16 protein-coding genes, 2 pseudogenes and 1 riboswitch are annotated in these 24,829 nt (G+C 44.0%); of the genes and pseudogenes, 11 read left to right on the top strand and 7 right to left on the bottom strand.

Features of this window, described 5'->3' with window-relative positions:
* The first annotated feature begins 124 nt into the window (after positions 1–124).
* Positions 125–2,374 carry a catalase/peroxidase HPI gene (katG, locus tag BBH88_RS18070; RefSeq protein ID WP_006830590.1) on the top strand — a complete coding sequence of 750 codons (2,250 nt, stop codon included), beginning with the start codon at positions 125–127 and terminating at the stop codon, positions 2,372–2,374.
* Positions 2,375–2,505: 131 nt separating this feature from the next.
* Here the strand turns inward: katG and solA are convergent, their stop codons facing one another.
* Entirely contained in the window at positions 2,506–3,648 is a 1,143-nt protein-coding gene (gene solA, locus BBH88_RS18065) for an N-methyl-L-tryptophan oxidase (RefSeq protein WP_006830591.1), read from the bottom strand.
* A gap of 218 nt (positions 3,649–3,866) precedes the next feature.
* Positions 3,867–3,971: riboswitch (SAM riboswitch) on the top strand.
* A gap of 291 nt (positions 3,972–4,262) precedes the next feature.
* Between solA and mmuM the strand changes: the two genes are divergently transcribed.
* From mmuM to BBH88_RS18040, 5 genes and pseudogenes are all read left to right on the top strand, one after another.
* On the top strand, positions 4,263–5,060 hold the full coding sequence (mmuM, locus tag BBH88_RS18060; protein WP_006830592.1) for a homocysteine S-methyltransferase: 798 nt from the start codon (positions 4,263–4,265) through the stop codon (positions 5,058–5,060).
* Between the two features lie 202 nt (positions 5,061–5,262).
* Positions 5,263–6,048, top strand: coding sequence for a nucleotidyltransferase domain-containing protein (locus BBH88_RS18055; RefSeq protein ID WP_006830593.1), 786 nt, complete (start codon positions 5,263–5,265; stop codon positions 6,046–6,048).
* Between the two features lie 97 nt (positions 6,049–6,145).
* Positions 6,146–6,457 (top strand): annotated as a pseudogene (locus BBH88_RS18050) (mannitol dehydrogenase family protein); the annotation flags it as partial.
* 259 nt (positions 6,458–6,716) lie between these two features.
* Entirely contained in the window at positions 6,717–8,231 is a 1,515-nt protein-coding gene (locus BBH88_RS18045; protein ID WP_269148241.1) for a malate:quinone oxidoreductase, read from the top strand.
* A gap of 195 nt (positions 8,232–8,426) precedes the next feature.
* Positions 8,427–9,068 (top strand): O-methyltransferase, encoded by a 642-nt coding sequence (locus tag BBH88_RS18040; RefSeq protein WP_006830596.1) that lies wholly within the window; start codon positions 8,427–8,429, stop codon positions 9,066–9,068.
* A gap of 69 nt (positions 9,069–9,137) precedes the next feature.
* Here the strand turns inward: BBH88_RS18040 and BBH88_RS18035 are convergent, their stop codons facing one another.
* From BBH88_RS18035 to glcT, 4 genes are all read right to left on the bottom strand, one after another.
* The gene (locus BBH88_RS18035) at positions 9,138–9,680 is read right to left on the bottom strand and encodes an ECF transporter S component (RefSeq protein WP_006830597.1); all 543 of its coding nucleotides are present in this window, start codon (positions 9,678–9,680) and stop codon (positions 9,138–9,140) included.
* Positions 9,681–9,936: 256 nt separating this feature from the next.
* Complete coding sequence (locus BBH88_RS18030) at positions 9,937–10,758, bottom strand: endonuclease/exonuclease/phosphatase family protein (protein WP_065536365.1); 822 nt, start codon at positions 10,756–10,758, stop codon at positions 9,937–9,939.
* Positions 10,759–10,854: 96 nt separating this feature from the next.
* Entirely contained in the window at positions 10,855–12,891 is a 2,037-nt protein-coding gene (gene ptsG, locus BBH88_RS18025) for a glucose-specific PTS transporter subunit IIBC (protein ID WP_065536366.1), read from the bottom strand.
* Between the two features lie 163 nt (positions 12,892–13,054).
* Positions 13,055–13,897 (bottom strand): glucose PTS transporter transcription antiterminator GlcT, encoded by an 843-nt coding sequence (glcT, locus tag BBH88_RS18020; protein ID WP_006830600.1) that lies wholly within the window; start codon positions 13,895–13,897, stop codon positions 13,055–13,057.
* A 284-nt stretch (positions 13,898–14,181) separates the two neighbouring features.
* Between glcT and BBH88_RS18015 the strand changes: the two genes are divergently transcribed.
* On the top strand, positions 14,182–15,063 hold the full coding sequence (locus tag BBH88_RS18015) for a Cof-type HAD-IIB family hydrolase (protein ID WP_006830601.1): 882 nt from the start codon (positions 14,182–14,184) through the stop codon (positions 15,061–15,063).
* Positions 15,064–15,327: 264 nt separating this feature from the next.
* Here the strand turns inward: BBH88_RS18015 and BBH88_RS18010 are convergent.
* A pseudogene (locus tag BBH88_RS18010) lies at positions 15,328–16,311 on the bottom strand (cation diffusion facilitator family transporter).
* Between the two features lie 199 nt (positions 16,312–16,510).
* Entirely contained in the window at positions 16,511–17,770 is a 1,260-nt protein-coding gene (locus BBH88_RS18005) for a YeeE/YedE family protein (protein ID WP_065536367.1), read from the bottom strand.
* 282 nt (positions 17,771–18,052) lie between these two features.
* Between BBH88_RS18005 and mnmH the strand changes: the two genes are divergently transcribed.
* The 4 genes from mnmH to BBH88_RS17985 all read left to right on the top strand — a co-directional run bounded on the left by mnmH (position 18,053) and on the right by BBH88_RS17985 (position 24,412).
* Positions 18,053–19,111: a tRNA 2-selenouridine(34) synthase MnmH gene (mnmH, locus tag BBH88_RS18000; protein ID WP_065536368.1), complete on the top strand. Its 1,059-nt coding sequence runs from the start codon at positions 18,053–18,055 to the stop codon at positions 19,109–19,111.
* Between the two features lie 212 nt (positions 19,112–19,323).
* On the top strand, positions 19,324–22,479 hold the full coding sequence (locus BBH88_RS17995; protein WP_065536369.1) for a DEAD/DEAH box helicase: 3,156 nt from the start codon (positions 19,324–19,326) through the stop codon (positions 22,477–22,479).
* 96 nt (positions 22,480–22,575) lie between these two features.
* A complete protein-coding gene (locus tag BBH88_RS17990) occupies positions 22,576–23,190 on the top strand; it encodes an NUDIX hydrolase (protein ID WP_006830607.1) in 615 nt (204 codons plus the stop codon).
* 148 nt (positions 23,191–23,338) lie between these two features.
* Positions 23,339–24,412, top strand: a complete 1,074-nt coding sequence (locus BBH88_RS17985; protein WP_006830608.1) for a branched-chain amino acid aminotransferase — start codon at positions 23,339–23,341, stop codon at positions 24,410–24,412.
* The last annotated feature ends 417 nt before the right edge of the window (positions 24,413–24,829 follow it).

Raw genomic sequence — 24,829 nt, 5'->3', positions numbered from 1 at the left:
AATCTATCTCTAGTTTAGTATAATTCTAATGTAAGAATTACTATCCATCACCACAAACACCCAGCAACGATAGTTTTAGATAAAGGTTCACTATTTTTGATTCGTATTTAGGAGGGTTTAAAAGATGGAAAACAACGAACATGATAACAATGAGCAAAAGCGCCACACAGCTGCATCAGATGCACAATGTCCGGTAACGGGCGGAGGCGGACAAACAGGTGGACACACTGATAGTGCCATTACAACTTCGAACAAACCAGGCAAAACCCAAAATAAAGACTGGTGGCCGAACATGCTGAACGTGAATATTCTTCATCAGCATGATAAGAAATCGACTCCTCTTGGAGAAGAATTTGATTACAAAAAAGAATTTGAAAAACTAGATTATAATGCATTAAAACAAGATTTACATGATTTAATGACAGATAGCCAAGACTGGTGGCCAGCGGATTACGGTCATTATGGCGGGTTATTTATCCGTATGTCATGGCACGATGCAGGTACTTACCGAACTGCAGACGGCCGCGGAGGCGGTTCTACTGGAAACCAGCGTTTTGCGCCACTTAACAGCTGGCCGGATAACGTAAACTTGGATAAAGCACGTAGACTGCTATGGCCAATTAAGCAAAAGTATGGCAATAAAATTTCTTGGGCTGATTTGTTGCTGTTAACGGGTAACGTGGCACTTGAGTCAATGGGCTTCAAAACCTTTGGGTTCGGCGCAGGCCGCGAAGACGTTTGGGCACCAGAAGAAGACGTATATTGGGGCAACGAAAAAGAATGGCTAGAAGATAATCGTTATTCGGGTGAGCGCGATTTGGAAAATCCATTAGCTGCAGTTCAGATGGGCTTAATTTACGTGAACCCAGAAGGACCAAATGGCAAGCCGGATCCTCTTGGCAGTGCTGTAGATATTCGGGAAACCTTTGCACGTATGGGAATGAACGACGAAGAGACAGTTGCGTTGATCGCAGGTGGACATACGTTTGGTAAGGCACACGGAGCTGGAGATCCCTCTCAAGTAGGTGACGATCCAGAAGCAGCCGTTATGGAAAGCCAAGGAATTGGTTGGAAGAGCACGTATGGTTCAGGCAAAGGCCGCGACACCATTTCAAGTGGTGTTGAAGGAGCTTGGACTGCCAACCCAACGAAATGGGATAATGGCTATTACGAGCAATTGTTTGGATACGAGTGGGAGTTAACGAAATCCCCTGCAGGTGCATACCAGTGGACGGCAAAAGATTTGTCAGAACACCAAATGGCACCCGATGCAGAAGATGCGTCAATTAAAGTGAAAACGATGATGACAACGGCAGACATGGCACTTCGCATGGATCCGGCGTATGAAAAAATTTCTCGTCGTTATTACGAAAACATAGACGAATTTGCAGATGCGTTTTCTCGTGCTTGGTTTAAACTTCTTCACCGTGATATGGGACCAACAGAGCGATACTGGGGACCAGAAGTTCCGGAAGAAGTATTAGTTTGGCAAGATCCAGTACCTAAAGCAACACACATGTTGACGACTGAAGAATTGGCTGAGCTGAAAGAGAAAATCTTGGCAAGCGAGTTAACTTCACAACAGTTAGTTAAAACGGCTTGGGCTTCTGCTAGCACATACCGGAATTCAGACAAACGCGGCGGTGCCAACGGAGCACGTATTCGCTTTGCCCCGCAACGCGATTGGGCAGCAAATGAACCAGAAGAGTTAGCTAAAGTGCTCGCTGTTTATGAAAATCTAAAAGCTACTACTGGCAATAAAGTAAGCATGGCCGACTTGATTGTACTTGGAGGAAATGTCGCGCTTGAACAAGCTGTCAAAGCAGCTGGATTTGATATGGCGGTTCCATTTACGCAAGGACGTGGAGATGCTCTTGAAGAACATACAGATGCGGAAAGCTTTGATGTATTAGAGCCAGTTTCAGACGGCTTTAGAAATTACCAAAGCAAAGAATACACAATAAGCCCAGAAGAAATGCTGGTTGATAAAGCGCAATTACTTGGCTTAACAGCGCCAGAAATGACTGCACTGGTTGGCGGTATGCGCGCATTAGATGCAAATTATCAAGGCGCACAAGAAGGAATCTTTGCCGACAATGGCGGTGCGTTAACAAATGATTTCTTCGTTAAGCTACTGGATATGAATATCGATTGGACACCAGCAGAATTCAATAAATACGAAGGTACAAACCGTGCAACAGGAGAGGCAGCCGGCACAGCTACACGTTTTGACTTGGTATTTGGTTCTAATTCAATTCTGCGTGCCATTGCAGAAGTATATGCACAAGATGATAGTAAAGAAAGATTCGCTCGTGATTTCATCAAAGCTTGGAATAAAGTGATGAATGCCGATCGTTTCGATTTAGAAAACTAATTAGAAGAAATCCTGGTCAGCGCATACTGCTGGCCAGGATTTTTTGTGGAGTTTAAAGAATATTTACCGTGAGCACTTTTTCATACGAGAGTGCTCGCAGTTTTTCCAGTCAGATGGACGTGCTTGAAGGATCACAAATCAAATCTGTTAAGAGAGAAGATGGAAATATCAAATTCGCTTTCTCCTGCTATAGCCAGTTGGCTCAATATTTCTCCCATCACACTTCCGAACTTAAAGCCGTGTCCGGAAAAGCCGCAGGCAAAAATGACGCGGCTATCTTCCGGGTGAAAATCAACGATGAAATCATTGTCGCTTGAAAGTGTATATAAACAGGTTTTCCCTTGCTCTAGCTTCCCGTTTGCACGAGGCAGATAGCGTTCAAGACCATGTCTCAAGTCGCTTTCATCTGTTTCGTACAATCCAAAGTTCTGTATCTGCAGGTCAGGATCTATTGCTTGTCCACCATCTGTTCTCCCAATTTTAAGTCCGGTACCATTCAAACTAGGGAAGCCATAAAACTTTTTATCCTGATCTTCTACAAAAAAAGATGGAAAGTTAATGGCATCATAAAGCTCGGAAGGCGCTTCAAACCAGCCAAAGACTTTGCGGGTCGGCTGAATTGGCAGATCTAAGTCCGGCAACAGTTTTGCTGCCCATGCTCCCGCCGTGACGATTACTTTTTTTGCATAAAATATCGTGTTAGCGGTCGTGATTTTTACACCCTTTTCGTCATTCAGATCAATGTGCTGAACAGGTGTATGAGTCACCAGATGTGCTCCATGTGCAAGGGCCTTTTCTTTATAGGCCCGAATGGCATTCTCACTGTAAATGATACCCGATTCGGCCTCAAAGCAACCGATAAAATGATCTGGTACAGAAAATCCAGGCCATCTTTCTTTGATTTCATTGTTGCTAAGTATCTCTAACGGCAGGTTATACTTTTGAGCAGCCGCAATCATTTCCTGAAGAAAAAGGGAATCTTTTGGACCAAGGCAGATAACACCGGTTTTTTCGAAAATTTTGGAGCCTGTTTGCTGTTCTAGCTCCTCCCACAATTGCTGGGCGCGCTTCACTAACGGAACATATTGTCTGCCTTCGCCGTAAGCATGCCGGATTAAGCGGGTATCCCCATGATGGCTGCCATTAATGTGTGGTGGATCGAAGGCATCAATCAATACCGTCTTTACTTTTTGTTGGGCCAAAAAGGCGCCGGCAGCCATTCCCATTGTTCCGGCGCCAATTATCGCGACATCAAAAATAGCTTCTTTTGTCATTTCTTTCGCTCCGATCCTCGCTCTGATCAATCCGTTTCTTTGTGCGTTTTACTTATGGTGATTTTTTATAAGCATTTCATATCAATATGTAGACTGATTCTAACTGCGATCCTTGGTTTTTGACAAGTATTATTTTGTATAAAACTAAATTTTAAGAAAAATGAGTTTGACAAGAGAGGCTATGTCCCATACTATCGTTAATATTCAAAAAACTAAATAACTTATCAAGATAGACTGAGGGGCATGCCCTGTGACGTCCAGTATTCATCACTTTTATGAGAAGTGTTAATTCCTTCAAAGTGTTTTATTCTGAGAGATAAGAATTCGACTAGCCCTTCTTTCCTATTGGAAGAGCTTTTTTTATGCATAAAGGTAAATTATGTTGATTATTTACTCGTTTGAAAGAGTGGAGATTTGCTATGATATGAACAAATTTAGAAAAGGTAGACATAGCGTAGAGCTTTTCTTTTGTTCATTTAACAAAAAAAATACGTCATTGCTTTTTTACCATTAAATTGACTTACGACTCTCTGTCCAAACAAAGTGTAAGCATAGCAACCAGAAATAATTTGCAGCTGGAGAAACGATCCAGGATTTAGAAAGGATGTTTAGGAATGAACCCAATTGAAGAAAATTTGAACAACTTCCCTAACGTCATTGTTGATGGAGCAATGGCTACAGAGCTCGAAAATTACGGCTGCAATTTAAATGACCGTTTATGGTCAGCGAAAATATTAATGGGAAATCCGGAATTGATCAAGAAAGTTCACGTAGATTATTTCCAGGCAGGTGCAGATTGTGCGATCACTGCGAGCTACCAGGCGACGATTGAAGGATACAAAGAAAGGGGGCTGACGGAGGAAGAGGCAATCGGCTTGATCCAAAAATCTGTACAAATTGCTTCAGAGGCCCGTGACGAATTTTGGACAGAGTTGGATAATCAGTCGAATAGACCAAAACCATTGGTTGCTGCCTCTGTCGGTCCATACGGTGCTTTTCTGTCGGATGGCTCTGAATATCGCGGCGATTATTCGTTAAGTGAAGATGAACTGATTGCCTTCCATAAAGAGCGGATTCGTGTATTAGTTGATGCGGGAGCAGACATATTAGCGTGTGAAACCATTCCTTGCTTGGCAGAAGCCAAAGCAATCGGCATCAATTGTTCAGCACCTCATATTATTGAGTCGCTGATGACCGAAGTGAAGAGCCAAACGGCCAAACCAATCATTGTTTATCCGAACTCAGGAGAAGAATACGACCCGACCAGCAAAACATGGGGAGAAGGTTCTTCAGAAAATCAGTTTACCCCGAGCACACAACGCTGGTATGAAGCGGGTGCTCAAATCATTGGAGGATGCTGCAGAACAACACCTGAGGACATTGCAGGCATTGCCGCTTGGGCTCGTAAATAAAATGGTTTTAAGGGATCAGGCAGCCGTGTGGAGAGCCTGATTCCTCTTATTATTTAATGTATGCATAAGGAGAATTTGCCGCAAATAACTGTTGTCACCAGCCGAGTCGCGATCTTGATGGATTATTCCCTTATCAAGTTTTCAATTGATCCTAATAAACGGTAAAATTAGTTCTTAGAAGCTCATAAAAGGGGGAATGTACATGAATGAAATTATTCAACAGAAATTAAAAGGGATAGAAGAGAAATTTAACGTGAAAATTTTATATGCGGTTGAATCCGGAAGCAGAGCATGGGGCTTTCCTTCAAAAGACAGTGATTACGATGTTCGATTTATTTATGTTCATTCGCCGGCATGGTATCTCTCAATCGATCCACAGGGAAGTGCAGCGAAGAGGGATGTGATTGAAGAACCGATTAATGATTTATTGGACATCAGCGGCTGGGAGCTTACAAAAGCGCTGCGCCTTTTCAGAAAAAGCAATCCACCGCTTTTGGAATGGTTAAGAAGCGGGATCATTTATTATCAAAAAGATTCTTTTGTTGATCATATACGCTCCTTGGAGTCGAATGTATTTTATCCAAATTCGATGTTGTACCATTACTTGAATATGGCAAAAAATAATTACCGTGAATACCTGCAAGGTCCAAATGTAAAAATTAAAAAATATTTTTATGTGCTGCGACCGATATTGGCGTGCAACTGGATTGAAAAATACCATACGACACCACCCATCAGCTTTAATGAATTAATGGAAGATATCGTTCCAGCAGGTGATTTGAAAAATGAAGTTCAGCATCTTTTAAAACGCAAGCTGGCAGGCGACGAAATGGATCTCGAAGCACGCATTAGCGTGATTAACGACTTTCTGGAAAGTGAAATGGAACGGCTGGAGGAGTATACAAAAACACTCAAAGTCGAAGTAGAGGATCCAACAGAAATGCTAGACGAATTATTTAGAGATACATTGCAGCAAACCTGGAAATGACACGCTGGTTTTCGCAGGATTGTGTAATTGTTAATGATTGAAGAAAATCTATTGAAATGTAGTTGTCTGTAATCGGGAGAGCCTTAACATAATCGACATTGAACGCAAATTATTTACAGTGAACACGGGTCATGCCGTGATTGCATATCTTGGGTATCTTGCAGGAAAATCGACAATCGACGAAACGTTAGCTGATGAAAAGATTGTCGATCAAGTTAGAGAAACACTTAAGGAGACAGGTGCCTACTTAGTGAAAGAGTACGGCCTTGATGAAGAAGAGCATTTGGCTTATATCAACAAGAATATGGAACGCTTTAAAAATGCGTATTTGAATGATGGCGTGACACGAGTTGGCCGTGCACCTATTCGCAAGCTAGGTGCTGACGACCGGCTAATCCGACCAGCAACATAGGCACAAAAAGCTGGATTGTCGTACAGCTATCTGGCAAATGCCATTTCAGCATTCTAGCGGTAATTCGTATTTGGAAAAGTGCGTCTTCCTTTTGTCATGGCTGTAAGTAAGGTATAATCGACAGGCAAAAGCAGATAGATGTAACCAAAAATATGATATAATTATATAATTGAGGCAGAAAAGATGTGTTTCGGTTGAGCTTGGCTTTCAGTATTATTTGATCAGCAGCAACTGCACCTATTTGCAAATATACGGGATGAGGAAGGTTATAATGGACAACCATCAGAAAAAAAGAAACGTTATCTTAATCGGTGCCGGAGTCATGAGTGCAACTTTAGGATCCATGCTTAAAGAGTTAGCACCGGATTGGAATATTAAAGTGTTTGAAAAGCTTGAAAAAGCAGGGTCCGAAAGCTCGAACGAATGGAATAATGCTGGAACAGGGCACGCTGCCCTTTGCGAACTTAACTATACACCAGAACAAGCGGATGGTTCTGTAGATATCAAAAAGGCAATTACCATCAATGAACAGTTCCAGCTTTCAAGACAGTTCTGGTCTTTCCTTGTAAACAATAAACGCATCGCCAATCCTAGAGACTTTATCATGTCGATTCCTCACATGAGTTTGGTGCAAGGGGAAGACAATGTCCGTTTCTTAAACAATCGATTTGACGCATTGTCTAAAAGTCCTTTATTTAAAGGAATGGAATACTCAGCCGATCCTGAGAAGTTAAAAGAATGGATTCCACTTATCATGGAAGGCCGCACTTCAAATGAAGCAATGGCGGCAACAAAAATCGATACCGGTACTGACGTCAACTTTGGCGCTTTAACGGAAATGCTCTTTACTCACTTGGAAGAACAACAAGTCGAAATGAACTACAACCATGCGGTCAAAGATATTAAACGCAGCGGTGATAGCACATGGGAAGTAAAAGTACAGGACATGGAAAACAATAAAATCGAATACCACAGCGCGGACTTCGTCTTTATCGGCGGCGGTGGTGGGAGCTTGCCTTTGCTTCAAAAAACAGGCATTCCGGAATCTAAGCATATTGGTGGATTCCCGGTTAGCGGAATGTTCTTAGTCTGCAACGACCCTGAAATTGTCGAGCAACATCATGCAAAAGTATATGGAAAAGCGAAAGTCGGAGCTCCTCCGATGTCAGTACCGCATTTGGATACACGCTTTATCGACAACAAGAAATCTTTGTTGTTCGGGCCGTTTGCAGGTTTCTCGCCGAAGTTCCTGAAAACAGGTTCGAATATGGACTTGATTGGCTCTGTGAAACCGAATAACGTCTTTACGATGCTTGCCGCAGGCGCTAAAGAAATGTCTTTAACTAAATATCTTGTTCAACAAGTCTTGCTATCGAATGAAAAACGCGTAGAAGAATTGCGTGAATTTATCCCGACTGCCAAACTTAAAGACTGGGATGTAGTTGTAGCAGGACAACGTGTACAGGTTATCAAGGATACGGACAAAGGCAAAGGGACGTTGCAGTTTGGTACAGAAATCGTCACAGCTGCGGATGGCTCAGTTGCTGCATTGCTGGGAGCTTCTCCAGGTGCTTCCACGGCCGTTCATGCGATGCTTGAAATCTTCAAAAAATGTTTCCCGGACGAAGTAGGCGGATGGGAACCAAAAATCAAAGAAATGATTCCGTCTTACGGTGTTTCATTGTCTGACAACCCTGAGCTTCTTCAGGAAATTCACACTTTAACAGCTAAAGCACTCGAGCTGGATGAAAAAAGCCCGATAAAAATATAAGCTATTGAAAGACCCTTTCATCCGAATCGATGAAAGGGTCTTTTTTTCGGACAATGTCGTCTGCAAACAGATATAATTTAGTTGTATACGAAGAAGAAGCAAAGGGTATAAATGAATCCGGAACAATTATCGACCAAATAATGAAAAAGACGCAACAGAGCAAAAGGCTAATTGACAAAAAAGGAGCTGCGGAGCATGAAGAAAACAAATCAATATATCGATACTGTATTCACTGCACAGGATCCGTTTTTGGAAGGAGTCGTCTCTTCGATAGCAGAAAGTGGCATGCCTGCAATTTCCGTATCTCCCTCTTCTGGAAAGCTACTGACGATGCTGGTGTCTATCTCAAGTGCCGAAAATGTGTTGGAGATTGGAGCTCTTGGAGGCTATAGTGGCATTTGTCTGGCGAGGGGATTCTCCGGTAAAGATGGGAAATTGACATCTCTTGAGCTCGAAGAAAGCTATGCACAGTTGGCGCATCACAACCTAGAGAAAGCGGGCTTCGGTGATCAAGTTTCTTACCGAATCGGAGCGGCCTTGGAAAGTTTGGAAAAGCTGGTCGTGGAAAAACGGAATTTCGACTTTTTCTTTATCGATGCGGACAAAGAAAACTATGAAAATTACTTGAACTACTGCCTGAAGTTGGCAGCGCCCGGCGCTTTGATAGTGGCAGATAATGTGCTGGCAGCAGGGACAGTAGTGGATGATGCCATCCAGTCCAAACACTACACGGAAATTATGAAGGCCTTTAATGAAATGGTAGCAAATCATCCGCAATTGGAATCCATGCTGATTCCGGTTGGCGATGGGTTGACCGTATCAAAAGTGAAAAACTGAAAAAGAGCGTGCCTAAAGCTCAGGCGCGCTCTTTTTATCTAGATCTGTTAAGGTCTATCCAAAGACAGCTTATTTAAAGAATGGTGTTTTCTTCAATGCAATCGCTACTGGAATCGCGATAATCAGGCCGACTGTATTTTGGACGAGATTGCCGGGAATGGAAGCGGCCGGAATGATCCAGCTGCTGAAGATAATGGCTTCACCGACATAGTAAATAGCGACCATCAATGGAATAGAAACAACGGCTGCTAAAATATTGAAAGATGTGCTGCCGCCATTTCTGCCACCAGACCAAGCAATTTTTCCGACCAGGTAACCTTGCAGGCCCCGGGCCACTATGGTAATTGGCGCCCATAAAGTCCAGCCGGAAACCAAATCAAACAAGCCCATGCCGACTGCACCAGCAATCAGCCCTTTTTTAGGGCCGAACAGGATGGCGATAATGAAAAGCATAGCGGTGCCGAGGTGGACAAGACCGCCGTTTGCCGCAATCGGCAGGCGAATATTTAATAATAATGTAGCAACAAAGACAAGTGCAATGGCCATGGATGTCAAAACTAAATCAAGAGTGCGCGAATTAGTCGCAGGTGAGTAGCTAGTTGTTTTTTGCATCGTCGGTAACCTTCCTAACTTTTCTTTTTCAGATAAGATTAGCAGAGGTGTGGACTAGTTGAAAGTATCAATTTCAAACAAAACTTAGGGGTCAGTTTAAAATCTTACTTTTAAACTGCTAAAGCCGAGTTGTTTTCCAGAAATTGCTTCAAGCGGCCGCTTTCTTAGGCCAACGGGATCCCATTTACGGCCGGGGCTATAGTGCTTCGACGTTTCAGCTGCTGAGAGTGAAGTATGTAATTTTTTCACCGTAAGTTTATTGAAGGGATTCACGACTCGACGCCCTGGGGATCACTACTTTCGCTTCTACGCCAAAATGATCCGAGATAACGGATTTATTGCGGTTATTGAAAATGACCCGTGAAGATTGCACGTTTATGGGGCTATTCGCTAAGATCAGATCGATGCGCAAATCCTCTTTGTTGTCATTCCATCCAGTTATTTTCCCTTCGACTGTTGTTCCGTGGTCTTTATGTTCTGCCAACTCATACGTATCGTGAAGCTCGTGGCCGATTAAGTAGTCATAGCCTTCTTGGGATAGGGAAGCGCTGTTATTAAAGTCGCCCATCAGAAAAGCCAGTCCATCCTTGTTGATTTGCTGCAGAAGCCGATCTGCCTGCTGTTTGAATGGCTCGTCCTCGTCGATCCACCAGCCCATATGGCAAGAGTAAAAGGAAATCGGCACACCTTGGTAATGGATTTGAACGCCAACGATTTTTCGTGTTTTCCAGTAAGTATTGTCTGTGCTTTGGCTGACTAAAAAGGAGTCTTCTGCTAGAATCGGATGTTTTGTTAAGATGGCGACGCCTTCTTCATAGGTCCCATAAACCAGATGGGAAAAGCTCCAGACCAATGAATAGTCTGCAACGCCAATTTCTTCAAGCTCCTGGAGCAGGACAATCCCGAAATTGTCTTTTTTGATATCGCCATACAGCAGCTCTGCGTGGATCGATTGATTGACTTCCTGAAGGGCAATGACGTCATAGTCCTTTTCTTTAATAGTTTCTGCCAAGTGGCGTATTTTGTCATGTTGATTTTCTTCATGCCAGGAATGGCAATTCAAGGTCAATAACTTCATAGATTCAGCCTCCTGATTTAATTGTACATATAGGAAAGCCCAGCTGCACACGGAGAAGTTCCGAATGCAGCTGGGCTTTTATTTGGTGTTTTTAAATCAAACGACGGGCTCTCCATGGATAATTTCCATGATGTCCTGATCCTTGGCTGCTATAGCGCCGGATTTTTTAAGTTGGATCGATTGCCCTTCCTCAAGGTTCGTGAAGACTACAGGCGTAATGATCGACGCCGCATTTTCTGCGATGTAATCCAAGTCCATTTCCATTAGAAGCTGTCCTTGTTCAACCAGATCGCCTTGTTCAATATGTGAAGTAAATCCTTCACCTTTCAGGTGGACCGTATCAATACCAATGTGGATGAGGATTTCCGTACCATTGTCCGCCGCGATGCCAATGGCGTGTTTAGTAGGGAAGACAGTAACGACTTTGCCGTTTACCGGAGAAAAGACTTTTCCTTCTGTCGGTTTGATTGCAAAGCCATCTCCAACCATTTTACCTGAGAATACTTGGTCCGGCACTTCTGAAATCGGTAGGAGTTCCCCTGTAATTGGACTGTTAAATTCCAATGGAGTTCCTGTAGCAACTGTATTTTCAGATGGAGCTGCCGCTTTTGAAGCTGGTCGAGGCGATTTGCCATCCATGATGTCTTGCATTTGTCCACGCAAGCTATCCGAAACGGGTCCAAAGATCGCCTGAATGTTGTTGCCGACTTCCATGACACCAGAAGCACCAAGTTTTTTCAATCTTTTTTTATCAACATTGCCTTTGTCCGCTACGCTGACACGCAGGCGTGTGATACAGGCATCAAGATCGGTAATGTTTTTCTGTCCGCCCATGGCAGCAAGAATTTCATGCGGCAAGTCGCCGATTTCTTCCATCTCGTCGTCGCCTTCTTCATCGAGTTCACGTCCAGGCGTCATCAAATTGAATTTCAAGATGGCAAAACGGAAACCAAAGTAGTAGATGACCGAGAAGACCAGACCGACAACGATGACCCAGAACCATTCTGTTCTGCCTGGCAGAACGCCGAAGAGCAAGAAGTCGATCAATCCACCGGAGAAGGTCATCCCGATTTTTACATCGAGCAAATGCATCGTCATGAATGACAATCCTGCGAAAATAGCATGGATACCAAACAAGACAGGTGCTACAAACAAGAACGTAAACTCAAGTGGTTCTGTGATTCCTGTCAGGAAAGAAGTCAAAGCACCTGAAGCCATGATGCCGCCGACAATTTTCTTTTTCTCTGGGCGTGCACAATGGTAGATGGCAAGTGCGGCAGCCGGAAGGCCAAACATCATGAATGGAAATTTACCCGTCATGAATGTGCCGGCAGTAAAGTCTACACCGTCCTGCAGTTGTGCGAAGAAGATGCGTTGGTCACCGCGGACAATTTCACCGGCAGCAGTTGTATATTGACCAAATTCAAACCAAAACGGTGAGTAGAAAATATGATGTAAACCGAATGGAATCAGTGAACGTTCAATGGTTCCGAAGACGAAAGCCGCAAGCGTGCGGTTTGTTTCCAACATAAAGTGAGAAAGTGTATTCAAACCAGTTTGGGCAAATGGCCAAACCAGGAACATGACAATTCCAAGGAAAACAGCTGAAAAAGCGGTAACAATCGGAACAAAGCGCTTTCCTGCAAAAAATCCTAAAAACTGTGGCAATTGGATATTATAAAACTTGTTGTACATGAAGGCTGCCAGCACACCGACGATAATCCCGCCGAAAACACCAGTTTGAAGTGTAGGAATTCCTAATACATTGGCGTATGCCGGGTCAGTAGTCATTTCCAGCGTAATTCCGCCAAAAGCTTTCATGGTGACGTTCATGATCAAGTAACCGATGATGGCAGCGAGTCCCGCTACTCCATCACCACCAGCAAGACCGATGGCAACACCTACAGCAAACAGCAAGGGCAGATTGTCAAAAACAACACCACCGGCTTCCGCCATAACAAATAATAATTGCTGAATCCAGTCAGCTCCCATAAACGGAACCGCTTCCAAAAATGATTCTTGTGCAAAGCTTGTCCCAAAAGCCAATAAGATACCGGCAGCAGGCAAGAGCGCAACGGGCAGCATCAAGGCTTTACCAACCTTTTGCAATGTACCAAAAAAATTGAATGACATGAAATTTCCTCCTCTTTGGTTCGAATATGAAACAAGGCAATTGAATACAAAACAAAAGGCATGAGTAGAAAAGGGAAAAGTCGATAAGAGGGCAGAATCGTCCTAAGCGTCAACTTTTGCATCTTTTCATACTCATGCCTGATCGAATCAGTAACACGTATGGTCAGAATTTATGTGTTAAGCGTTGCAGATGAATCGTCAAATACATGACTTCAGCTTCATCAACAGGCTTATTCAATTGGTTTTGCATTATTTTAATGAGCTTCCAAGCAAGATTATAGCATACAGGATATTCACTTTTCAACATAGCTGCTAATTTATTTTCATCTCCCAGAGGGTCTCCTTTATCGGCCCGGTCGATGGCCCGGTGAAGGTGCTGGATGAGCCGGTGATAATCGATATTTTCTTTTTTTAATTGAATATCCAGGCTGTCTTGGATGATTCCAACCATTTTTGAGATCAGGCTATGATAGCGATTGATGTCACGCAAAGACTTGTCTGTAACGGCACTGTGGACATGAAGAGCGATAAAGCCAATTTCTCCTTCCGGAAACGAAACCCCTGTTCGTTCTTCCACTTTCTGGACCACCTCTTTGGCCACGAGGTATTCTTTCGGATACAACGACTCGATCTCAAATAAGAAAGGATTGGAGAATTGGATCTCTTTTTTTGCCCGGTTAATAGCAAACGCGATATGGTCTGTCAGCGCTACGTGGATATGCTCATTTAGTTCCTTGCCCATTTTTTCTTCGATAAATAACAGCAGCTCGTGGATAAAGGCAATGAGTTTTTCCTCGATGTAAGGAAGCAGATTGACGTATTGCTCCATTTCCTTTTCATCCTGCAGCAAAAAGGTTTTGTCTGCTGCATCAAAAGGAACAGAATCTCCTTTTTTACGATTAAATCCAAGGCCATTGCCGATTAATACGGCTTCTTTATATGTATCGTTGCTGGCGATGACGACATTATTATTTAATACTTTTTGTATGGTTAAGATCTGTTTCATTTTGCCTCCACCTGCCGCGGGTTGTATTGCCGGTCTGACTGGCACCACAAACGATTTTTCTGCAATCTATAGATTGAACTAATTATTTACAAACGGATTGTTTCGTTGGCAGAAAATAAAAATCTGAAAATTCCTCTTTCTATTATTCTAACATTTCTTTGCTGTCTGCAATAGGTATTAAACTAGTTGCGTAAACTAAGGTAGCTGCACATTCATTGAGTTTGAAAAAAGCAAGGCGTATACTGAGGCTAACTCAATTGTTTTTAACATCAGGAGGTAATGGAGTGGCAATTAACCCTAAAGCTGTCTTTTTAGATATGGACGGGACAATTTTAAATCATACTAACGAAGTGAGCATAGATACGAAAGAAATTATAGATGAGCTGCGAAGCGCTGGGATATTCGTTTTCGTGGCAACAGGCAGATCCGCTGATGAACTGGCAGAGATGCTGCCGGAAGGTTTTGCGGTGGATGGCATTATTACTGCAAACGGCATGGCCGGTTATATCGGAGAAGAAGTGGTGTTTGAGCACGTGCTGCCGATAGAATTGGTGAAAACCATTATTACGAAGGCGCGGGAACGCAAAATCTATTACGAGCTTTTTCCGCATGGCCAAGCGCGGCTAGTGCTGAATCAGGACAAAGGGTTCGTGGAAGCGGCAGTTCGAGATCCAAAGCCTGATTCCGTGCAGATCAACGAATGGATCTCACGCCAAAAAGCGATTGAAGAAGAAATTGAATGGACGGACGAAATTACAGGTACTCATTTTTCAAAATTTTATTTTTTTGCAAGAACCCGCGATGAAATCAATGACTGGAAAGTTGAATTGGAAATGCTGCAAGAGAACATGGAATTTACGATGACTCCTTCTTCGCCGCATAATGCCGAAGTGATGGTCGCAGGCGTCAGCAAAGCATCGGGAATCGAACAAATGCTGAAGCGGTTTGACTTAATTGGCTGTGAGACCTTAGCTATCGGGGACAGCGACAATGATATCAAGATGTTTGACTATGTTAGCCATGCCGTGGCGATGAAAAATGCGGCGGATCATATTAAAGACGTGGTAGATGAAGTCACGGAATTTAGCTGCGACGAAAATGGTGTCTATCATTACCTGAGAACGAAGGTATGTTCTGGAATCGACATGAAGGTATCGAGAGTATAGTGCTGCAAAGAAATGAAAGAAATAGCTATATAAGTTGACCTAGTGAATATTCATAATCGATATTCCACAAATCAGCTTCACTTGCCGCGGGCGAGAGCCATGACCAAAGTGACCGAAGCCATTTTCAATAGGATCCTTCTTTCGTTCAACTTATCTAGTGTTTTTTGAAGAGCAGCCGGTGAATGGCTCAATCTCTTTTTTAAAAATAACCCAAACCGGGAAAAGTGAACACGTTAACGGTTTGGGTTATTTTCTGCTGTAAAGTTATTTGGGGTTCTTATCCAACGCTTGAGCCCACGTATCAAGACCATCATCTTCATCAAATTCGATGATGATATCAGTCACGTTCTTCACGTTTTCTTTGATTTTTTCTTCGATGTAATCCCGAATATCGTCGGCTTCTTCAATCGTCATTTTAGGATCTACTTCGACTTTAAGTTCGATATGCAGACTGTCCCCTTCTTTGATGACGTCCAAGTCCTGAATATCGTTGATTTGTGGATGCTGCAGGATTTTGGCGCCCATTCTGGCCTGCATTTTGACATCGGCAACTCCAAGGGCTCCAGCCGCATTGCCCAAAAAGATACGGCCGACCACAAAAATAAGGGAGAACTCCGATAACGATAGAGGCATAGCCTGTAGCACTATGGAAAGGCGTATAAGTAGAAATGACAATGGCAAGCATCGCGAGAAGAGCACCGCCCACTGCAACATTATCTTCTAAAAAGACCAATTTCGAAGCAGGGTTGGCATCTTTAACATGCCGATAGCTTTCAGGAATCAATTTCAGTCCTTTTGTCTGTTCTTTAGGTAAGTGTTCTGTAATTTCTTTCATCGCCTTGTAAAGGACGGCAGACTCCAATAGAGCAGCTGTACCGAGCACACCGATATTCAGCCAGAACCAATCTTCCGAATGAGTTGCATCGGAAATGTGGTGAATTCCTTCCAGGATGGTCTCATAAGCCAATACACCAACAATCAATACGGCCCCAAGAGTACAAGATTGACCAAACGGCCAAATCCTCCCGGGAAACGATCTGTAGGCTCTTTTTTACTGAACGCAGAGCCAATAAAAACAAAAAATTGGTTGGCGGCATCTCCGAAACTATGCATCATTTCAGCAAACATCGCCACATTTCCGGTAACGAGATAAGCTGCAGTTTTAATAATGGCAACTACCGTATTGATAATAGCGGCCCATAAAGCTGATTTAGTCCCGAATTTCATTAAGCCAAAAAGCTTTTTCATAGAATTTCCTCCCTATATTTACGATACATGATTGGCTCAAGTGCCTTTTTATTCAGTTCCCTCAGTTTTAATTTAAAACACAGGTCTACTGAATGGGGATATGTCATCAGCACAACCGGTTGCGCTCTTCTTAAATGAATCTTAAAAAAAACAGGCAGTCGGAAATTCCGACTGCCTGTTTTCCAATAGATATTTTATATCAGCACACTGAATCGTTGGATTTAGGTACCGACAGTCCAAACAGCGGACGAAGATACAAGGCAACGAATGTTCCTGCTAATGCCAAAATTCCCCAAACATAGCCGTGCAGGCTGAACGACGCAATGCCGCCAAAGTAGGCGCCGATGTTGCAGCCAAATGCCAGACGGGCACCATAGCCCATCAGCAGGCCACCGATAACAGAAGCGAAGAAATTGCCCACTGTCACTTTTGTGAACTTGAACAAGCCGCCAGCTGCTGAAGCGATGAACGCCCCGATGATAACACCGAAGTTCAAAATCGTTGTGGAATCTGCGAAGATCGAAGACTCAAGCATAGCTGCATTGGCACCTTGCCAATAACCCCAGCTCGCCACATCGACACCGAACAGTGCAGCGATTTTCGATCCCCACAGAGCAAATGCCGACGTTATGCCCCAAGGCGTCCCACGGACCATCAGCGTTAATGCATTTAACAGAGCCAAGACAATCGCAGCTGCGAATAAAGGCCACGAGCCGCGGAAAATCCGTTGCCATCCAGATGCAGACGGAACAGGCGCCATTTTCGGCGCACGTTTTTTTTTCTCAATGACCACGCTGATCAAGGCTACTAAAGTGAAAATCACAATCGATACAAGCCAAGCGCCACCGTAGCCGAGTCCGGTGGATGTTGCCAACGAAATTGGTTCAAACGCTGGCATTTCTTCAGTCCAGAATGGCAAATGATAAGCGCCGATTGTGGCTCCGACAATAAAGAACAGCAAAGTCACGAACATCACTGTGCGTCCCCCACCAAGCGCATACAAAGTGCCAGACGCACAGCCGCCGCCAAGTTGCATACCAATCCCGAAGAGAAACGCTCCCACAACCAGGCTAACTCCGACTGGTGAGACGTAGCCAGCAACTTCAGTACCAAAAAAAGAATAGCCATACGCCAAAATGGGTGCAAACAAAGTTACGGCGACCGCTAGCATGAGCATATGCGAACGCATGGCTTGTCCGTTGCCGACAGATGCCAAGCGGCGAAAAGCTGATGTGAAGCCGAAACGTGCGTGAAATAAGGTGTAGCCAAGAGCCAGCCCGATGACCAGAAGGATCGGCTGAGAAATGTGCTGGGTGGCCAGCAAATAAATCATTAACAGCGCGGTGACGACCAATGCCCCGACAATCAATGAAATTTGTGGTTTATTTAAAGCTGCGTCTTGCCGTGCAATGGGGGCTTTTACATCGTTGACCGGCTGAACTTTCGTAATAGAAGTCATAATATCATCCTTTCCTGAGTGAATTAGTCGGGAATACTTGATTATCATAATGTTTGGACTCTGCAGTGTCAAAAGAAAATGCTTCAAATTCTAAATGCACAGTGGTTTTTCAGAATAGAGGACCTGTGCGCAGTATGATGGAAATTTAGTAACATGTCTTTTATTGGTAAAACTGATGGAACCGCGTGTTTGTTCTGGAAAAGCACTCAAAAACGAAAAGCGTTCCCGATGGGTGTATACTTAGAGAATGGTCAAAACAAGTGCGTGTTTGGAGGAAAATGGATGTTCAGCAATATTGCAGTAAAAGAATTGATTCCTTTAAGTGAAAAGAAAAAAATGGTGTTGATTGATGTCAGATCGCCATCGGAATATAAGAATTTCTCAATACCCGGAAGCATTAATATCCCTTTTTTCAATGATGCGGAACGGGCAGAAATCGGTACACTTTATAAGCAAGAAAGTGTGGAAGCGGCTAAAGTGCGCGGTCTTGAAATCATATCCGCTAAGCTGCCGGAATTTGTTCAGCAGTTTAAAGAGATTGAAGGCAGTAAAACCGTATTTTGTTGGCGTGGTGGCATGCGCAGCCGAACAACAGCTACGCTTTTGTCGCTGATGGATGTTCACGTCAATCGGCTGGAAGGTGGCATCCGTGAATACCGGAGATGGGTCATCAATCAGCTCGAACAACCGGAAGCCCCTTTTAAAGCGTATGTTCTGAACGGGTTGACCGGTACTGGCAAAACGAGAATTTTAAAAGCGTTGGAAAAACAAGGCTATCCCGTAATCGATTTAGAGGGGCTGGCCAATCACAAAGGTTCGATTTTTGGGCATATCGGTGTTGAGCCAAATAACCAAAAAAAATTCGACTCACTTTTTGTTCAGCAATTCCGAGAACTTAAAAAGTCGCCATTCGTGCTGTTTGAAGCCGAAAGTGCACGGATTGGCAAAGTTGTCATCCCGAATTGGGTGACGGAACTGAAGGCCAAAAGCGTCCAGCTCTTTATCGATATGCCGATGGAAGAAAGAATTAAAGAGATTATTGAGGACTACCGTCCCGTGGAATATCAGGCCGAATGTATAGCAGCCTTCCAACGGATTAAAACACGGATGCCACAGGATATTTCAAAAAAAATCGAATCAGATCTGGAAGCTGGCGAATTTGACTCTGCAGTGCGCTTGTTGTTGGAGCATTATTACGATTCCCGCTACAAGCACACCGGCCTCCAATACCCGGACACGCAAAAAAAGGTACTTCAGGTCCAAAACCTGGAAGAAGCCATTGAAGCGATAAAAAGACAGATTCCAGAGATTCAGGAGACTCCGGCAAGTAATATAGGTTGATTCAAAGAATTCGCTCCGGGTAGTTTCGATATATAATCAGCTTTTTACAGTTGAAAATCCCCTCAACTTTTTGTTGAGGGGATTTTTTTTAGTCATCATCTATGACGAAGTGAAGAAGTTGATTAGCGCCACCCAGTCAGAGATAATGAAAGAACTGAAAGAATTGCCGCACTGTCTCCAGGATTCAGACATCTCAGGAAGGAACTGGCCTTATGATCTTTTCAATTAATGAAACAAAAATAAAAAAACTATGCGGGCAGGTTGCTTATAAAAAAGGCCGTGCTTTTATTCAGGCTGGCAAAATTCAGCTGACTCCGGATCCGAGTGATGACCTCCTTATTAAAGCTATTGTCACAGGGCGCAGCGAATTTCACGTCAGCATCGAGCAGCGACAAGAAGGAGAAATCCTAGCTTCTTGTAGCTGTCCACCGGTCGGTTTCGTGAAGACCCATTGCCAACACATTGCAGGTGTTCTGCTGGCGATTGATGACATGCAGCAGCGTGAAAATCCTACGATGAAGATGTTGGATTTATTTGCGCAGCAAACAAGAGGAACAAAAGGGAGCGGACAGTATTTTGACAAAAGGAAAACGCTTCATGTGGAGTTCAGCTGCCTGCCGGTTTTGTTAGACGGAACGGGTTATGTGTTTGGTCTCCGGATCGCTGCGGGCACTCAGGAACTAGAACCTGTCGGAAATATTAGTGATTTTCTGAAGGCGGTGAGGACAGAGGAATCCTATAGCGAATCAGTTGGCTGTCATTATTCGCCGCAAGATCATCGCTTGCAAGAAGAGAACGAAAAGATCCTTAATTACTTGGTGAAAACTCGAATTACAGGAAGTGGAAGAGAAGAAGAAACAGATCAATTAGTGCTTGCGGTCTCGGACTGGGAGCAGTTGCTGCCATTATTGCAAGCCGCTCCTAACGTTAACCTCGTCGATGTGGGCCAGATTACAGAAGGCATTCGCACCATCAAAGAATTGCCGCTGTCTTTTCACTTTAACGAGAACCGTTCCGGTGGATTTCGACTGGATGTTGAAGGGTTGGAGAGAGTGCTGGTTCTGAAAGCGTACGAAATGGCAGTTGCTGAGGGTGCCTTGGTCCATTTAACTGAAGAAGATACAAGGCGACTGGCGGAACTGAAAAAATTGCTGCCAGGTTCTATTGATCAGCTGCTCATTTCGGCAGATGAAATGGATCATTTCATGGCTACGGTCGTACCGGGGCTGGAGCGTTTAGGAAAAGTGCACATCGCTGAAGCGGTAGCAGAACGGCTGGTGGAAACACCTCTTCGCGCCAAGCTGTACCTTGACCGCATTAAACACCGGCTGCTGGCCGGGGTGGAATTTCATTATGGCCATTTGGTCATCAATCCATGCGAAGAGCCGGAAGGCGAATTCCGTCATTATCCGGGCATCCGCAGACAGCGTGAGCAAGAGCAGGATATCCTGCGAATCTTGAAAGACAGCGCCTTTACACAGACCGATGGTGGTTTCTATATGCAGGACGAAGAATCGGAATATCATTTTTTGTATCATGTTACTCCTGAGCTAGAAGAGTTGATGCAAATTTATGCGACGACTGCCGTCAAACTGCGTGTTCAAAAAAACTACGGCGGTCCGAAAGTGAAAGTTGAAATTAGCGAGCGCACCGATTGGCTGGAGTTCCGCTTTGACCTTCAGGACATTCCGGAAGCGGAAATCAAAAAGATTTTGACAGCATTGGAGGAAAAGCGTCCTTATTACCGAATCCCTAACGGTACGTTAATGTCCCTGGAAACGGCTGAATTCATGGATTTAAACGATTTTCTGCGTGAAATGGATATTACTGCAGCTAATTTCGGCCGGGAGGAAATCCGCGTGCCGCTGATCCACGGACTGCATTTGGCGGCTTCATTGGATGATGGACAGCTGCTCGATCCGGGTGCCAGTTTTGCTCATTTGCTGCAAAACTTGAGTCAACCGGAAGAGTTGGCTACGGATATACCGGAAAGTTTGAACGGTGTGCTGCGCGATTACCAGGAAGCCGGTTTCCGCTGGCTCAAATTATTGGCAAAGTATAAATTCGGCGGTATTTTAGCTGACGACATGGGGCTCGGCAAAACCCTGCAAAGCATTGCCTATATCGTTTCCGTGCTACCAGACATCCGCAAACAGCAGCAGCCTGTGCTGGTGGTCGCCCCTTCATCGCTCGTCTATAACTGGCTGAACGAGCTGGTAAAGTTTGCGCCAAGCGTTAAAACCCAAATCATTGATGGTACTAAAACACAAAGAGCTTCATTGATTCAAAAAACACAAGGTTTGGATGTGGTCATCACTTCCTATCCATCCTTGCGTATGGACCAGGTATTGTACCGGAACCAAAGCTTCCATAGCCTGTTCTTGGACGAGGCACAGGCATTCAAGAATCCGGTCACTCAAACAGCGAAAGCGGTCAGAAAAATTCAGGCAGATCACCGATTCGCGCTTACCGGCACGCCAATCGAAAACTCGTTGGATGAATTATGGTCGATTTTCAATGTGGTGTTTCCAGAGCTGCTGCCGAATCGCAGACTTTTCAGTGAAATGAGACGCGACAGCATCAAGAAGCGGGTCCGACCTTTCATCCTGCGCCGCATTAAGAAGGATGTATTGACCGAGCTACCGGACAAAGTAGAATCCATCCATTTTTCAGAGCTGCAGAAAGAGCAGAAGAAATTATACGCGGCTTACTTAGCTGAATTAAAGCAGGACGCGTTCAAGCATTTGAACAAAGACAGCTTCCAGAAAAACCGCATCAGGATTTTGGCAGGGCTAACTAGGCTGCGCCAATTATGCTGCCATCCTGCATTGTTCGTGGAAGGCTATGAGGGTGGATCCGCTAAGTTTGATCAGCTGATGGAACTTATAAAGGAATCCCGACTGTCTGGCCGGCGCGTGCTGGTGTTTTCGCAATTCACCCAAATGCTCGGTATCATCGGCCATCGATTGGCAAAAGAAGGAGTGCCTTACTTTTATCTGGATGGCCAGACGCCACCGATGGAACGGGTAGGCCTGTGTCATCGCTTCAATGAAGGAGAAAGGGATTTGTTTTTGATTTCCTTAAAAGCTGGCGGGACTGGTTTGAATTTGACAGGAGCCGACACGGTTGTTCTGTACGATCTTTGGTGGAATCCGGCTGTCGAGCAGCAAGCCGCTGACCGTGCCCATCGCATGGGCCAGAAAAAAGAAGTTCAGGTAATTCGGCTCGTCGCCAAAGGCACCATCGAAGAAAAAATCAATGAGCTGCAGATGAAAAAGAAGAATCTGATCGATGATGTCATTCAGTCGGGAGAAGAACCGCTGAAAGCGATGACTGTAGAGGATATGCGAGAAATCTTGACAATGTAAGCTGCTCTCCCATTCATCAATCCGTAAATGACCTTCTCCGTAAAGGTATTATTACGCAGGATTTGGTAAAATGAATGAAAGAGATGAGGTGTTGATATGGATCCGAAAAACATGCTGGAAAAAGTGAAAAATCGTGTTCCTGATGTATTGGGAAACAAGGATTTTTCAAAATATGCAATTCTATTGCCCCTTATTGAAAAAAATGGAGAAATTCACGTCCTCTTTGAAGTTCGCTCTTATGATTTAAGAAACCAGCCAGGAGAAATTTGTTTTCCTGGAGGAAAAATTGATTTTCAGGACCAGACAGAAGAAGACACCGCGGTCCGGGAAACAATTGAAGAATTAGGGATAGAAAGAGCCGAAATCTCGGATATTTTCCCGCTGGACTACATCGTGTCGCCATTCGGCATGATTGTTTATACGTTTGCCGGTGTTATCGATTCAAGCGCTTTGTTCGTTCCGAACCCTCCGGAAGTAGACAGCATCTTTACAGTGCCGTTGTCCTTTTTTCTGGAAAAAGAGCCAAAAGTATATCGCATCAATTTCGATATCCAGCCGGAGGAAAGCTTTCCTTATGATTTGATAGCCGGAGGGGAAAATTACAATTGGCGAACGCGTCAGGTTGATGAATATTTCTATATTTACGAAGACAAAGTTATATGGGGCCTGACCGCTAAAATTCTTGCTCACTTTATCGAGATCATTCGCTGAATGGTCTTTTTGTTTTTGAAAAAGAACGGGTCTTTTATCGCAATTTCAAAATTAGAGCCGGAGAAGCTGTTAAAGGACAGAAGGAACGTGTATAATTATTCACATAACTGATAATTTAAATCATTTTTTACAAAAAGGAGTCCTGACGATGACTACATATCAGCTTGAGGTTGTTGAGAATACCAGCAAAAAAGAAAAGCCGGCGAAAGACCAAGTACCATTCGGGACTACTTTTACAGATTATATGTACGTCCTGGAATACGAAATAGAAAAAGGCTGGTATGATCCAAAAATCGTTCCCTACGGTCCGATTACCTTAGACCCAGCGGCGATGATTTTCCATTACGGCCAAACAGTCTTTGAAGGCATGAAAGCCTATCACACTGAGGACGGACGCATCTTATTGTTCCGCCCGGAAAAGAACTTTGAGCGCCTGAATCTTTCAAGTGAGCGCTTGAGCATTCCACCAATTGATGAACAACAGGCTTTGGAGCATTTGACGCAATTGATTAAACTTGAAAAAGAGTGGGTTCCAAAAACACCTGGAACTTCGCTGTATATCCGTCCTTACATTATTTCAACAGACGCCAATCTTGCAGTTGGACCGTCTCAAACTTATAAATACATGGTCATCCTGTCACCGGTAGGCTCTTATTTCCCAGGAGGTCTTCAGCCGGTTGTTATCCATGTGGAAGATAAATTTACTCGCGCGGTAAAAGGTGGAACCGGTATGGCCAAAACAGCTGGAAACTATTCATCGGGCTATCAGGCGCAAGCCAATGCCAAAAAAGAAGGCAATGCGGATGTCTTGTGGCTGGACGGCGTCGAAAAGAAATACATTGAAGAAGTTGGCAGCATGAATATCTTTTTCAAAATCAATGGCGAAGTGATAACGCCTGAGCTGAATGGCAGTATCTTAAAAGGCATTACGCGTACGTCCATCATTGAATTGCTTGGCACATGGGGAGTTACGGTAACTGAAAAGCGCGTTTCTATTGCCGAATTGTACGAAGCTTATGAAGCTGGACAAGTCGAAGAAGTATTTGGCACCGGCACAGCCGCAGTCATTTCCCCAGTGGGTGAGCTGAACTGGCAAGGCAAGAAGATGATCATTAATAACCATGAAATCGGTGAATTGTCGCAAAAACTATACGATACCATCACAGGGATCCAAACAGGGAAAATCGAAGATACACTTGGCTGGACTGTGGAAATAAAGTAAAACCAGCTCGACTAATTGTATTGCTTGAGCCCGCAACTATCAGCTTATTCTAAAGGATAAGCCGTTAGTTGCGGGTTTTTAGCTGTCTTGTGGAATGTCAGATTAAAAAAACGATAAAAGAGAACATATTTAAAGAAAGAAAGGGATTTTTATGTTACGTTAGAAAACGGCAATTTTACTACAAGCAGGAAATCGAATCTTGGATGAATCATGTATGTTGAACTAATTAATTTAGTAGGTATTGCGCTGTGGATATTCCGTAAGCCAACTCTTCTTGCGCTTCCATAGGATACGGGTCGCGCAGCTGGACAATCTTTAGAAGGAAGAGCGGAAAGCTTCACCCTGTAGCGATTTTTTCAGGCTTGAGAAAGCTGATTTTAGTTCACCTCATATTGTTTATTTCTATGAAAGAAAAGA

Source organism: Planococcus antarcticus DSM 14505, from assembly GCF_001687565.2.
Taxonomy (GTDB): Bacteria; Bacillota; Bacilli; order Bacillales_A; family Planococcaceae; genus Planococcus; species Planococcus antarcticus.
The sequence above is the reverse complement of the archived record's forward strand: the minus strand, read 5'-3'. Positions and strand labels throughout refer to the sequence as shown.

Coding starts and splice junctions, on each gene's coding strand:
- BBH88_RS18055 (WP_006830593.1), top strand. CDS start 5,263: ATGAATGAAATTATTCAACAGAAATTAAAAGGGATAGAAGAGAAATTT.
- solA (WP_006830591.1), bottom strand. CDS start 3,648: ATGACAAAAGAAGCTATTTTTGATGTCGCGATAATTGGCGCCGGAACA.
- BBH88_RS18045 (WP_269148241.1), top strand. CDS start 6,717: ATGAGGAAGGTTATAATGGACAACCATCAGAAAAAAAGAAACGTTATC.
- mmuM (WP_006830592.1), top strand. CDS start 4,263: ATGAACCCAATTGAAGAAAATTTGAACAACTTCCCTAACGTCATTGTT.
- BBH88_RS17990 (WP_006830607.1), top strand. CDS start 22,576: ATGGATCCGAAAAACATGCTGGAAAAAGTGAAAAATCGTGTTCCTGAT.
- BBH88_RS18030 (WP_065536365.1), bottom strand. CDS start 10,758: ATGAAGTTATTGACCTTGAATTGCCATTCCTGGCATGAAGAAAATCAA.
- BBH88_RS18005 (WP_065536367.1), bottom strand. CDS start 17,770: ATGACTTCTATTACGAAAGTTCAGCCGGTCAACGATGTAAAAGCCCCC.
- BBH88_RS17995 (WP_065536369.1), top strand. CDS start 19,324: ATGATCTTTTCAATTAATGAAACAAAAATAAAAAAACTATGCGGGCAG.
- BBH88_RS18035 (WP_006830597.1), bottom strand. CDS start 9,680: ATGCAAAAAACAACTAGCTACTCACCTGCGACTAATTCGCGCACTCTT.
- glcT (WP_006830600.1), bottom strand. CDS start 13,897: ATGAAACAGATCTTAACCATACAAAAAGTATTAAATAATAATGTCGTC.
- ptsG (WP_065536366.1), bottom strand. CDS start 12,891: ATGTCATTCAATTTTTTTGGTACATTGCAAAAGGTTGGTAAAGCCTTG.
- katG (WP_006830590.1), top strand. CDS start 125: ATGGAAAACAACGAACATGATAACAATGAGCAAAAGCGCCACACAGCT.
- BBH88_RS18040 (WP_006830596.1), top strand. CDS start 8,427: ATGAAGAAAACAAATCAATATATCGATACTGTATTCACTGCACAGGAT.
- BBH88_RS17985 (WP_006830608.1), top strand. CDS start 23,339: ATGACTACATATCAGCTTGAGGTTGTTGAGAATACCAGCAAAAAAGAA.
- mnmH (WP_065536368.1), top strand. CDS start 18,053: ATGTTCAGCAATATTGCAGTAAAAGAATTGATTCCTTTAAGTGAAAAG.